General features: G+C 72.1%; 9 protein-coding genes. 4 read left to right on the plus strand and 5 right to left on the minus strand.

The annotated features are described in order from the left end of the window. The first annotated feature begins 159 nt into the window (after positions 1 to 159). The gene (locus tag ACZ60T_RS06570; protein WP_469664936.1) at positions 160 to 759 is read left to right on the plus strand and encodes a YceI family protein; all 600 of its coding nucleotides are present in this window, start codon (positions 160 to 162) and stop codon (positions 757 to 759) included. A gap of 75 nt (positions 760 to 834) precedes the next feature. Here ACZ60T_RS06570 and ACZ60T_RS06575 read toward each other — a convergent pair whose 3' ends face one another. After that, positions 835 to 2,319, minus strand: coding sequence for an AAA family ATPase (locus tag ACZ60T_RS06575; RefSeq protein ID WP_365622752.1), 1,485 nt, complete (start codon positions 2,317 to 2,319; stop codon positions 835 to 837). A 266-nt stretch (positions 2,320 to 2,585) separates the two neighbouring features. On the opposite strand from ACZ60T_RS06575, the gene ACZ60T_RS06580 reads away from it, so the two are divergent. The 3 genes from ACZ60T_RS06580 to ACZ60T_RS06590 all read left to right on the plus strand — a co-directional run bounded on the left by ACZ60T_RS06580 (position 2,586) and on the right by ACZ60T_RS06590 (position 6,761). Then, positions 2,586 to 2,876 carry a hypothetical protein gene (locus ACZ60T_RS06580; RefSeq protein ID WP_365622750.1) on the plus strand — a complete coding sequence of 97 codons (291 nt, stop codon included), beginning with the start codon at positions 2,586 to 2,588 and terminating at the stop codon, positions 2,874 to 2,876. A gap of 148 nt (positions 2,877 to 3,024) precedes the next feature. Continuing rightward, positions 3,025 to 3,876, plus strand: coding sequence for a methyltransferase domain-containing protein (locus tag ACZ60T_RS06585; protein WP_469664938.1), 852 nt, complete (start codon positions 3,025 to 3,027; stop codon positions 3,874 to 3,876). A 131-nt stretch (positions 3,877 to 4,007) separates the two neighbouring features. Continuing rightward, entirely contained in the window at positions 4,008 to 6,761 is a 2,754-nt protein-coding gene (locus tag ACZ60T_RS06590) for an AfsR/SARP family transcriptional regulator (RefSeq protein WP_469664940.1), read from the plus strand. Between the two features lie 18 nt (positions 6,762 to 6,779). Here ACZ60T_RS06590 and ACZ60T_RS06595 read toward each other — a convergent pair whose 3' ends face one another. From ACZ60T_RS06595 to ACZ60T_RS06610, 4 genes are all read right to left on the minus strand, one after another. Beyond that, on the minus strand, positions 6,780 to 7,481 hold the full coding sequence (locus tag ACZ60T_RS06595; RefSeq protein WP_469664942.1) for a DUF4232 domain-containing protein: 702 nt from the start codon (positions 7,479 to 7,481) through the stop codon (positions 6,780 to 6,782). Positions 7,482 to 7,562: 81 nt separating this feature from the next. Then, positions 7,563 to 8,933 carry a hypothetical protein gene (locus tag ACZ60T_RS06600; RefSeq protein WP_469664944.1) on the minus strand — a complete coding sequence of 457 codons (1,371 nt, stop codon included), beginning with the start codon at positions 8,931 to 8,933 and terminating at the stop codon, positions 7,563 to 7,565. 93 nt (positions 8,934 to 9,026) lie between these two features. Then, positions 9,027 to 10,640, minus strand: a complete 1,614-nt coding sequence (gene cimA, locus ACZ60T_RS06605) for a citramalate synthase (RefSeq protein ID WP_469664946.1) — start codon at positions 10,638 to 10,640, stop codon at positions 9,027 to 9,029. A gap of 303 nt (positions 10,641 to 10,943) precedes the next feature. After that, positions 10,944 to 12,263 (minus strand): MFS transporter, encoded by a 1,320-nt coding sequence (locus ACZ60T_RS06610; RefSeq protein WP_469664948.1) that lies wholly within the window; start codon positions 12,261 to 12,263, stop codon positions 10,944 to 10,946. Positions 12,264 to 12,315: the final 52 nt, after the last annotated feature.

Raw genomic sequence — 12,315 nt, forward strand, 5'->3', positions numbered from 1 at the left:
CACCCGTCCCCCCGGCGACACCTTTACCCGCCTTCCCGGCCACACCTCTCCGAAGATGTTGAAACGTTCAAGGAATAGGTCTACGGTCGACCCCGTTGCAGTTTGTTGAACCTTGAACATCTTCGGTTCAGGGGCCCGACCACAGCCAAGGAGCACGCCATGGGCATCTTCGACCGCAGGACCAGCACCGCCCCCGCCGCCGCCGCGGTGAACCCCGACCTCGCCGCGCTGACCGGCGACTACACCCTGGACTCCGCACACAGCACCATCGGCTTCGTGGCCCGCCACGCCATGGTCACCAACGTCAAGGGCGGCTTCCAGGAGTTCACCGGCACGCTGCACCTGGACGGCACGGACCCGTCGCGGTCCACGGCCTCGATCGATGTCCAGATGGACAGCATCAGCACCGGTTCCGCGGACCGCGACGGCCACCTGAAGAGCGCCGACTTCTTCAGGACCGACGAACACCCGACGATGACCTTCCGCTCCACGAAGGCGGAGGCGCTCGGCGGCGACGGCTACCGGATCACCGGCGACCTGACGATCCTCGGCACCACCAAGCCACTCGTCATCGACCTGGAGTTCAACGGCGCGGCGAAGGACCCGTTCGGCAACGAGCGCGTCGGCTTCGAGGGCACGGCCCAGATCCTGCGCTCGGACTGGGGCCTGAAGTGGAACGCGGCACTGGAGACGGGCGGCGTACTGATCTCGGACAAGATCAAGCTGGTATTCGACATCTCGGCGATCAGGAAGGCCTGAGCCGGACCGCCGGGTCACGCCGCGCCCCCGCCCTCCCGGTACGAGGGCGGGCGCGGGACGCGCGGGCGCCCCGGGTCACTCGCCTTCGTACAACCGCCGCAGGTCGACCAGGATCACCTCACCCTTGGCCTGAGCCGCCTTGAGGTCGTCGCTGAACCCCGCACCGCTGTAGCACGCGAGCCGTACGGCGGACGTGTCGACGCCACGGGCGGTGAGCAGCGACCGGACCCGGCGCAGACGTTCCAGATGCCCCTTCCCCATGACCTGCTCCCACTTGGCCTCGCCCAGGGAGAGCAGCACCCCGTTGTCCTGCCCGACCGCGCCGCGCACCACCACGTCGATCTCGTGGCTGGTGCGCGCCTCCGGGTCCGCGACGGTCCCGTACGACACTTCGATCGGCATGCCGCCCAGCGTCTCCGGCGACGCGAAGTGCGCCACCCACTCCCGGCAGACCTGCTCGAAGTGCGGTCCCACGACGGCGGAGAGGAAGCGGGCGCGGGAAGTCTCCCAGACCTGTTCCGCCATGCCGCGGTCCAGCAGGGCACGCCTGGGCCGGGCGATGGCGTGGTCGAAGGCGATCAGTGGCTCGTCCACCCGGTACACGCTTCGGTTCGTCCGGAAGGCGTCCGCTTCCCTGCGGACGAGTCGGCAGTCCTGGAGCACGGTCAGCGGATGCGTGATGTCGCTGGTGGGGCGTTCCAGGAAGCTCGCGATGCCCCCCGCCGTGGCGTTGCCGGAGGCGAGCGCGGCGAGGACGGAGTGGTACAGGGCGCGGTCCCGCAGATCGGCCTCGTCCGCCAGGAGGTAGCGGGCCTCGCGGTACAGCGGGGAGCGCGGGGAGAGAGCGGTGCGACAGACCCAGGCGTCGAAGTCACCCGGACCGTCGGGCACATCGTCGCGTACGAACTCCTTCCGGTACGCCGGTGTACCGCCCACCACGCTGTGGACGAGCAGCGCGAGCCGGGGGTCGCCGATACCCCAGAAGGACGCGGCCTGACGGAAGTCCAGCGGCTGGACGACGAGTTCGAGTCCCGCGCGCCCCCGCAGAGGCGAGGCACCACTGAGCAGCTTGCCCATGAACGAGAGCGAACTGCCGCAGAGCAACAGCCGGGTACGGGACTCCAGCCGCTCGGGACGGCGCGGCCCGTAGGCGACCTGCACGATGGACGGAAGCGACGGCGTCGCCCTGGCGAGATAGGGGAACTCGTCGATGACGACCGGCAGGGGCCGCTCCTTCCCGAGCATCAGGAGCGCGTCGAAGGCGTCCTCCCAGCGGTCGAACCGCATGGGGGCGACACTGCCGGTGTACTGCCCCAACTCCTCGCCGAAACGGCGCAGCGACTCGGCCTCGGTCGCCTCGTACGCACAGAAGTAGAACCCGTCGGCGGCGCGGGCGAGGGAGTCGAGAAGGAAGGACTTGCCCTGCCGCCGCCGACCGGAGACCACGGCCATCGTGGCCTCCGGCCCGTCGTCGGCCGCGAAGGCGGTCAGTTCGCTCCACTCCCAGTCGCGGTCGAACATGTCGGAGGGCCGGGGAAGGCTGGACCGGGGACGGGGCATGGGCTCTCCAAGTGGACGGGGAAGTACGTTTCCCGGAAGTACGTTTCCCCTAACGACCGCTTCCACGATCGGTCACGGCGACTTTGAGCGCCCACCGAACCCGCACCGAGATGTCTGCGACCATCTCGCCTATGTACGAGGTTCATTACACCTGGACTCCTTTCCAATTCGGCTCGTGGACGAAGCGACTTGTCGCGTTTCGCGTCGACGCGCAAGGGGTGCTGTTGGGAGGTGCGCCCGCACGGTACGAGCGGCAGACCGCCTTCGTGCCATGGGCTGACATCGAAGCGGTGGTCCTGTGGCAGCACTTCACCGCCGCGCTGAAGCCCATGCGCTACGTCGGTCTGCGTCGGCGGCCCGGTGCGCCCGCGCTGCCGGGGGCGAACGCCTCTCTCAGCTGGGAACAGGCCAGCAGCCTCGCCCCTCACGTCGATCACGATCTCTTCCTGTCAAGCAGGTGCATCAATCTGTGGAGACTCGACCGTGAGCGGCTTGTGCACACGGTGCGGGCCATCGCGCCCCACGTCCCGGTGGAGGAGATCCCTGACCCCTCGTAGACTCACGGCGTGGCATTCATGAGCACCCCGCACTACTGCTTCCTGTGATGGGAGAGCGCTGAGAGCGACGTCGAGTGGCGTCGCTCTCCTTGGCGTGCTCGCTCGTGCGGGCACGGTCTCTTCCCTTCGCCGTTGCCAGGAGTGCCTCGTGCCCGTGTCGCTTTCCCCTGCCCTCGTACGTTCTCTCGATCTGCTGCGCTGCCCGGCCTGTCGGACGCGTCAACTGGGTGCCGACGGGCGCGTGTTGCGCTGTTCGGTCGGTCACACCTTTGACGTCGCCCGCCACGGGTACGCCGGTCTGCTGACCGGTGCCCGTGCCACCAGTGGTGACGACACGGCCATGGTCCGGGCTCGCGCCCGGTTCCTGGCCTCCGGTGCCTACGCGCCCCTGCGCGACGCCGTCTCCCGGCTGGCGGCCGACTCCGCGTCCGAGCGGGCCACCGTGGTGGACGTCGGGTGCGGTACGGGCTACTACCTGGCCGGTGTTCTCGACCAGTTGCCCGGTGCCCGTGGGCTCGGGCTCGACACCTCGGTGGGTGCGCTGCGCTCAACAGCCCGTGCGCACCCGCGAGTTGCCGCGGCGGCCTGGGACGTCTTCCGGCCCTTCCCGTTGGCCGACGGTGTGGCCGATGTCGTGCTGGACGTGTTCGCACCGCGCAACCCGGCCGAGTTCCACCGGGTGTTGCGGACGGACGGCCGGTTGATCGTGGCCCGTCCCACCGGGCGGCATCTGGCCGAACTGCGCGGCCGGTTGCCCGCGATGGTCACGGTCGACCCGGCCAAGGAGCAGCGTCTGCACCGGGCGCTGGACCCCTGCTTCGAGGCCGCCGTCACCGAACAGGTGGAGTACGCAACGCCGTTGGACGGGGCGCAGGCCCTGGACCTGGTGGCGATGACGCCGAGCGCACATCATGTGCGCCGTGCGGACCTGGACGCCGGGGGCTTCCCGCCCGGCCAGGTCACCGTCTCCGTACGGGTCACCGCCTACCGGCCCCGGTGAGCCGGAGCGCACATCGGCTCAACGGGCCGGAATCCGGCCGTCCGGCCCGTTGAGCCGCCGTGACATGCCCCTGCCCGTCGCCGATAGGGTCGGCTGCCTGCGAGTCAGGCATGCCAGGAGGACGCACGTACATGGAGTTCCAGCTCCTCGGTCCCGTTTCGATCAACGGGAGCGACGGCCCGCTGCCGATCGGTCCCGCCAAGCGCCGCAGTCTTCTCGCGATGCTGCTGCTGCGGGCGGGCAGAGCGGTCTCCGTGGACACCCTCACCGAGGTGCTGTGGGACGAGGAACCGCCGCAGCACGCCCGGACCGTGATCCAGGGGCATGTCTGGCGGCTGCGGGGGCTGTTGGCGCAGGCCGACGCGGAGTCGTACGGGGTCCGGCTGACCACGCTCGGCGGCGCGTACCACCTCGACCTGCCGGAGACCCTGCTGGACGCGCACCGGTTCGAGGAACTCGTGGCGCTCGGCAGACGCGCCGACGACCCCGGCGACCGGGCCGCGCTGCTCGCCGAGGCGCTGGCCCTGTGGCAGGGGCCCGCGCTCGCGAGCGCCTACCCGTCACCGCTGCTGCGGTCCGCCGCGCACACCTTGGAGGAGGCCCGGCTCGAAGCCGTCGAACTGCTCGCCGACGCCTACGCCGACGCGGGTCAGTACGAGCGGGCGGCGCGGCTGCTGCGGCCCGAGACGGGTGCGCACCCGTTGCGCGAGTCCCTGGCCGCCGGGCTCGTACGCGTCCTGCACCGGGCCGACCGCTCGCCGGAAGCGCTGGAGGTCTACCACGCCACCCGCCGGGTGCTCGCCGACGAACTGGGCGTCGAACCGGGGGCCGACCTCAGCGCGGCGTACGCGTCCGCGCTGGGCCCGGGGACGACGCCCCGGCCCCCGGCCCCCGCCGGTCCCCCTCGCTCCGCCGGCACCGTCCGGGGGGAACTGCCCAAGTACGCCCCCTGTCTGCTCCCCCGTGTCCCACGCGCCTTCCACGGCCGCGGCGCCGAGAGCGCCGCGCTGAGCGAGGCGTGCGCGGGGTCCGACGGGCCGGTCGTCGTGGTCACCGGGCCCGCCGGTGTGGGCAAGACCGCGCTCACCCTGCACTGGGCCGCGGCCCACCGCACCGCCTTCCCCGACGGCACGCTCCACGCCGACCTGCGGGGGTTCAGCGACGCCCCGGACGCCGAACCGGCCGAGCTGCTGCGGGAGTTCCTGTCGGCGCTCGGCGTACCGCCGCGCCGCGTGCCGGAGTCCGCCGCCGCGGTCGGCGCCCTCTTCCGCGAGCTGACGGCGCGGCGGCGCCTGCTCGTCGTCCTCGACAACGCCCGCACCTCCGCCCAGGTCCGCCCGCTGCTCCCGGCGGGACCCGGCTGCGTCACCGTCGTCACCAGCCGTACCGGGCTCACCGGGCTCGTCGCCTCGGACGCCGCCCGGGTCGTGCCCGTCGACGTCCTCGGCGCCGAGGACTCCGTCGCGCTGCTCGCCCGCGTGCTCGGCGCGGCCCGTACCGACGCCGAACCGGACGCGGCGCGGCGCGTCGCCGAGCTGTGCGGCGGGCTGCCGCTCGCGCTGCGCGTGGCCGCGGCCCGGCTCGCCGCGCGCCCCGACTGGTCCCTGGCCACGCTGGCCGACCGGCTCGCCGACGCGTACCAGCGCCTCGCGCTGCTCGCCGCCGAGGACATCGGCGTCGCCTCGGCGCTGCGCCTGACCACCGCGCATCTGCCCGCCGGCGCCGCCCGCCACTTCACCGCGCTCGGCCACCATCCGGGCCTGCACGTCGACCGGTTCAGCGCCGCCGCGCTCGCGGGCAGCACCCCGCTCGAGGCTGCCGTGGCCCTGGACCGGCTCGTCGCCGCGCACCTGCTCACCGAGACCGGGCCCGACCGCTACGAACTCCACGATCTCGTACGCCTCTACGCCCGCGGCCTCGACCACGACCCCGCGGCCCGCGACCTGGCGCGGCTGCGTCTGTACGACCACTGCGTCGCCACCGCCCTGGCCGCGGTGGAGGTGGCGGAACCGGGCGGGGAGCCCGCGTTCGTCCTGCCGGACGACCACCGACAGCCGGTCGCCGTACGGGACTTCACCAGCCGCGAGGAGGCGCTCGGCTGGTTCGCGGCCGAACGCGACGACCTCGCCCTGATCGCCGCGGCGGCCCGCGCCGCCGGCCGGCCCGAGCGGGCCTGGCGCATCGCCGTCACCCAGTGGCCGTTCGTCGTGTGGCGGGTGCGGTCCGACTGGGCACCCACCCTGGAGGCGGCCCTCGCGGACACCCGGGCCTGTGCCGACCCGTACGCCGAGTCGCGGGTGCTGACCCTGCTGGGCTGGGTGCTCACCGAGGAAGGGCGTACCGAGGAGGCCCTGGCCCGACTGCGGGCGGCACCCGGCCTCGCGGCCCGAGCCGGTGACGTCCTCGGCGAGGCCACCGCCCTCGTCAACCTCGCCGTCGCTCTCCTCGACGGCGCCGGTGACGGGGAACGTCTCTCCGCCGCCCGGGACGCCTGCACCCGCGCGCTGCGGCTGGCCACCGCCGCGGACGACGCGCACACCCGGATGCTCGCCCTCCAGCATCTGGCCCGTATCCACCTCACCGCCGGGCGGCACCAGGAGGCTTTCGACGCCGCGCAGGAGGCGCTCGGCCTCGGCCCCGAGCACGAGGCCGTGAGCCGTCGCGTGCTGCTGCGCACCTGGCAGGGCGAGGCGCTGCTCGGCCTCGGCGCGACCGAGGCGGGCGCGCGGCGCCTCATCGAGGCGGCCCGGGAGGCCGAGGAGACCGGCTACGACGAGGGCGCGGTCACCGCGCTCGACGCCCTGCTGCGCATGGCCGCCCCCACGGACTCCCCCGATCTGCGCCGTCGGCACGCGGCGGCGCGGGCCCGGATCCGGGCCCGCTAGTGAGCGTGAGCGCCCCTGTCAGCCCTCGCCGTCGGTCATGGCCTTGGCGCTGGTGTCCCACCAGTAGGTGACCGAGGACTTGTCACCGAGCAGGAGACCGACGCCGGGGGTGTCCAGGGTGACGTGCCCGTCCTGTCCGATCTGGGCGATGAAGAGCTGCTTCTCCCGGTGCGAGGCGGCGTTGTTCTCCGTGTCCAGAGCGATGGCGGAGTACGCGCTCGCGCCGGGGGCGAGCCGGATCGGGTACTGCGGACCCTTGCCCTCCGTCGGGAGGGCGGCCGGGGCCTCGGGGTACGTGATGGTCGGGGCGGCGGTCAGGGTGCACTCGGCGGAACCGGTGTTGGTCGCCTGCAGCATCTCCGTGTAGCTGCTCCCGGCCTCGCTGAGGCTCAGGCGCATCGAGGCCACGGCGCACTCGGCGTCCGACGTGATGCCACCGTGGCCGGTGCCCTCGCCGGATCCGGAGCCGGAGCCGTTGCCGGAGCCCTCCTTGGCGCCGGAGCCGGAGTCGGCGGCGGCGCTGCTGCCGGCCGAGCCGGACCCGGCGGTGGGCGAGGTGCTCTGGTCGGAGCCGCCGGAGACCGCGGAGGTGGCGGTCGCGGCTCCGGCGGAGGCCGAGGAGGACGCGTCGTCGTCGCCGTTGCACGCGGTCAGCGAGAGGGCGAGCGCGGCGACGGCCGCGACGGCGAGAGCGGAGTTCTTGGGCAGGCTGGTACGCATGATCGTGGTTCCCCGTGGATGGTTCCGTTCGGTTACGTCTGCGAACCTGCCGCCCACCACTAACGTTCCGCTAACAGCGGTTCAGAAGCCGCCGCCGAAGTCCCCTCCGCCGCCTCCCCCGAAGTCCCCTCCGCCGCCGAAGCCGCCGCCGTCGCCGAAGCCTCCGCCGAAGTCGCCGGGGTCGAAGTCCGACCCCGAGACGTCCCCGCCGCCCCAGCCTCCGCCGCCGAAGTCGCCGTAGCCGGTGCCGTAGTCGGCCGCGTACGACGGGGTGGCCATCATGCTGCCGAGCAGGGTGCCCATCAGCAGGCCGGGCAGCATGCCGCCGCCGAAGTAGCCGCCCGCCCAGGGGCCGTAGGCCGGACCGGCCTCCCAGTAGGGGCGGCGGCCGTACTCCGTGTCCACTTCACGGGCCAGGGGTTCGCGGCCGTCGGCCAGCCGGGCCTGGTCGGCGGCGCAGACGGGGACCTCGCGCGGACTGCCGCCCGGGGGCGTCCAGGTCGCGTCGGCGACGGACGGGCCATGGCGCGGGTCGAAGAAGCAGGGCGGACGGCGCTCCGGCAGCGGTCGGCCCGCGCGCCGTGCGGTGAGCACCGCCAGGGAGAAGCGGCCGTCCTCCAGGGCCTGGGTCACCGGCTTGACGTCCTCGGGGCGCTGGGCCCCCGCCATCAGTGTCTTCGCCTCGTCGTACGAGTCCAGCGCCCGTGCGTAGTCCGCGCGCATCGCGTCGTCGGCGCCCGGCTCCCCCGGCTGGAAGTCGAGCCGCTCCAACTCCTCGCCGAAGGCGGTGATGTCCTCGTCGACCACGACCCGCAGCTTCTCCAGCGCGGCCCGCTGCTCCTCCTCCCGTCGGCGCCTGTTCACCCGTACCAGTGAATACGCGCCCGCGCCGCCCGCGACGATCACCGCGCCCGCGGTGATCAGAGCGACGTACGAGGGCCCACCGGTCCTGCCGGAGGTGCCCCAGACCCGCGGGGCGTGGCCGCGCACGTTCAGCAGGGCGCGGTCGGTGAAGTCGTTGAGCTGGGCCGTGGCGCCCTCGCCCTGGACACTGGCGACCAGGTTCTGCACGGCGGTGCGCGACATGACCGAGGAGTCCGCCCGCGCGTCGAAGCGGTCGCCGAGCCGGATCGCGTAGAGGCCGGTGATGCCGGTGGCGGTGCGCAGGTTGGTGAAGAGGTTCCGGGTCGGGTAGTCCGCGGGCAGGACCGTCACGAAGACGGGCTTGTCGGCGTGCTTGATCTTCTGCGCGAGGGCGTTCGCCTCCTGGGGGGACATCTGACCGGAGGCCGCCGGGTCGACGTACACCGGGCTCTTGCGCAGGGCCGCGGCGATGACCGAGACGTCCGTGGCCGTCTGCGCGCGGGCCGCCTCGGCGGGCAGCACCGTCAGCAGGGCGACGAGCAGGGCGACCAAGGGTGCGGCGACTGTGCGAACCGGCCTGTCATTCATAGGACAGAAGCTACCGAATCATCCCGAACGGCGCCGTCCCGCTCTCGGGCCGTCCCGCCGACGAGAGGCGGGACGGCACCGCGATCACCCGTCCTACTCCGCCGGTTCCACGCCCGCGCGCAGCAGCCCGTACGCGTACGCGTCCTCCAGCGCCTGCCACGACGCGGCGATCACGTTGTCCGCCACGCCCACCGTGGACCACTCGCCTTTGCCGTCCGAGGTGGAGATGAGGACACGCGTCGTGGACTGCGTACCGTGCCTGCCCTCCAGGATGCGGACCTTGTAGTCGACCAGGCCGAGCGCGGCCAGCTCGGGGTAGATCCGCTCCAGGGCGACCCGCAGCGCGCGGTCCAGGGCGTTGACCGGGCCGTTGCCCTCCGCCGTCGCCACGATGCGCTCGCCCTTGGCCCACAGCTTGACCGTGGCCTCGTTGGCGTGGGTGCCGTCGGGGCGGTCCTCGGTGATCGCCCGCCAGGACTCCGTACGGAAGTAGCGCAGCGGCTTGCCCGCCACCTCCTCGCGCAGCAGCAGCTCAAAGCTCGCGTCCGCCGCCTCGTAGGTGTAGCCCCGCAGCTCGCGCTCCTTCACGCGCTCCACGACGCGGCCGACCAGCTCCCGGTCGCCGCCGAGGTCGACGCCCAGTTCCTTGCCCTTGAGCTCCACGGACGCGCGGCCCGCCATGTCGGACACCAGCATCCGCATGGTGTTGCCGACCAGCTCGGGGTCGATGTGCTGGTAGAGGTCCGGGTCGACCTTGATCGCGGACGCGTGCAGGCCCGCCTTGTGGGCGAAGGCGGAGACGCCGACGTAGGGCTGATGCGTGGAGGGGGTGAGGTTCACGACCTCCGCGATCGCGTGCGAGATCCGCGTCATGTCGCGGAGCCTGCCCTCGGGCAGCACCTTGCGGCCGTACTTCAGCTCCAGGGCCGCGACCACCGGGAACAGGTTGGCGTTGCCCACCCGCTCGCCGTAGCCGTTCGCCGTGCACTGCACATGGCTCGCGCCCGCGTCCACCGCGGCCAGGGTGTTCGCGACCGCGCAGCCCGTGTCGTCCTGGGCGTGGATGCCGAGGCGGGCGCCCGTGTCCGTGCGGACCGTCGAGACCACCGCGTGCACCTGGGCGGGCAGCATGCCGCCGTTCGTGTCACAGAGGATGACGACGTCCGCGCCCGCCTCCGCCGCCGTGCGCACCACCGAGGTGGCGTACTGCGCGTTGGCCCGGTAGCCGTCGAAGAAGTGCTCGCAGTCCACGAAGACCCGGCGGCCCGCGGCGCGCAGCTGGGAGACCGTGTCGCGGATCATCTCCAGGTTCTCGTCGAGCGTCGTGCGCAGCGCCAGCTCGACATGACGGTCATGCGACTTCGCGACCAGTGTGATCACCGGCGCGCCCGACTCCAGCAGCGCCCTGACCTGGGGGTCCTCGGCCGCCTTGCCACCGGGCCTGCGCGTCGCGCCGAAGGCGACGAGTTGCGCGTGCCGGAACTCGATCTCCTGCTGGGCGCGGGCGAAGAACTCGGTGTCGCGGGGGTTGGCGCCGGGCCAGCCGCCCTCGATGAAGCCGACGCCGAAGTCGTCCAGGTGCCGTGCGATGGCCAGCTTGTCCGCGACGGTCAGATTGATGCCCTCGCGCTGCGCGCCGTCGCGCAGCGTCGTGTCGAAGACGTGGAACGAGTCGTCCAGCTCGCTGGATTCCCTGGTTTCCGTCATGGTGTCAAGGCTCCTGTATTGGGTCTCGGTCTACCGGAATGACCGGTTCCACCGTCCCCCCATGGTCCCTCGCGCTCCTCTCCCGGCTGAAGGTGGGCCGGGAAAACGAAAAAACCTCTCGCGGATGCGAGAGGTCTGCGCGCGGGTCGAGGGCGATAGTGCCCACCCGTACCTGGTCGTACATGGTGGTCACTGCGGACCGGCGCGCCTGCTGCCAATAATCATGGCGAACGTGAGCACGGGGGCAGTTTGGCACAATCCACCCCCGCGCTCATCACCGTCTCAGGATGCGAGCGGTCGGATTCAGGATGTGGGCGTGCTTCGGGATGTGGGCGTCACTGAGGACGGCTCGGCGCCCTTCATCCGGGTGAGGTCCAGGTCGCGGGTCTCCCGCATGGACAGGTACACCACCAGGGACACGGCCGCGCAGCCCGCGACGTACCAGGAGAAGCCGGACTCGGCGCCCGCGTTCTTGAACCACAGGGCGACGTACTCCGCCGTGCCGCCGAAGAGGGCGTTGGCGAGGGCGTAGGGCAGGGCGACGCCCAGGGCGCGCACCCCGGTCGGGAACAGCTCCGCCTTCACGCACGCGTTGATCGAGGTGTAGCCGGTGACGACGACCAGCGCCAGCAGGGACAGCCCGAGCGCGGGCCAGTAGCTGTCGGCGTGCTTCAGGAGCGTCATGATCGGCACGGTCAGGAACGTGGAGCCGACCGCGAAGCCGATCAGCAGCGGGCGGCGGCCGATCCGGTCGGAGAGCCGCCCGGCCAGCGGCTGGAGGCAGGCGAAGACGATCAGCGCGGTGAAGGAGACGAGGGTCGCGGTCTGCTTGGACAGGCCCGCCGAGTTCGACAGGTACTTGGTCAGATAGGTGGTGTACGTGTAGTAGGCGACCGTGCCGCCCATGGTCAGCGCCATCACCAGGAACGCCTCGCGCTTGTGCCGCCACAGCGCGCGCAGCGTGCCGCGCTCCTCGCCGCCGCTGTCGTCGGCCGCGTAGACCTCTGTCTCCAGCATGCTGCGCCGCAGATAGAAGATCACCGCCGCGCCGAGCGCGCCCAGCACGAACGGGATGCGCCAGCCGTAGCTGTGCAGGGCGCTGTCGGACATCGTGTGCTGGAGCAGGATCAGCAGGCCCAGGCCGACGATCTGGCCCGCGGTCATCGAGACGTACTGGAAGCTGGAGGCGAAGCCGCGCCGCTTCGGGTCGGACGCCTCGGTGAGGTAGGTCGCGCTGGCCGCGTACTCACCGCCCACCGAGAGCCCTTGCAGCAGCCGGGCGAGCAGCAGGACGAGCGCGCCGCCGTAGCCCGCGACGGCGTACGTCGGCGCGACGGCGATGAGGACCGCGGAGGCGGACATCAGGGTGACCGTGAGGGTCAGCGCGGCCTTGCGGCCCTTGCGGTCACCGACCCGGCCGAGCAGCCAGCCGCCGACCGGGCGCATGAAGAACCCGACCGCGAAGATGCCCGCGGTGTTCATGAGTTGGGCCGTGGGGTTCCCGTCCGGGAAGAACGCCCCGGCGAAGTACGTGGCGAAGCTGGCGTAGACGAACCAGTCGTACCACTCCACCATGTTGCCGGCCGAGCCGATCCAGATCCGCTTCCATTGCTCTCGTCCCATGGCCGGTAACGTGCCGGTCGTTCGCGGACGCGACAAGAGCGCCTCGGGTTTC

Source organism: Streptomyces sp. NPDC104371, from assembly GCF_055583785.1.

Excerpts from the sequence above, each read along its gene's own strand:
- ACZ60T_RS06570 (WP_469664936.1), top strand. The coding sequence starts at position 160 with ATGGGCATCTTCGACCGCAGGACCAGCACCGCCCCCGCCGCCGCCGCG.
- ACZ60T_RS06575 (WP_365622752.1), bottom strand. The coding sequence starts at position 2,319 with ATGCCCCGTCCCCGGTCCAGCCTTCCCCGGCCCTCCGACATGTTCGAC.
- ACZ60T_RS06590 (WP_469664940.1), top strand. The coding sequence starts at position 4,008 with ATGGAGTTCCAGCTCCTCGGTCCCGTTTCGATCAACGGGAGCGACGGC.
- ACZ60T_RS06595 (WP_469664942.1), bottom strand. The coding sequence starts at position 7,481 with ATGCGTACCAGCCTGCCCAAGAACTCCGCTCTCGCCGTCGCGGCCGTC.
- ACZ60T_RS06600 (WP_469664944.1), bottom strand. The coding sequence starts at position 8,933 with ATGAATGACAGGCCGGTTCGCACAGTCGCCGCACCCTTGGTCGCCCTG.
- cimA (WP_469664946.1), bottom strand. The coding sequence starts at position 10,640 with ATGACGGAAACCAGGGAATCCAGCGAGCTGGACGACTCGTTCCACGTC.
- ACZ60T_RS06610 (WP_469664948.1), bottom strand. The coding sequence starts at position 12,263 with ATGGGACGAGAGCAATGGAAGCGGATCTGGATCGGCTCGGCCGGCAAC.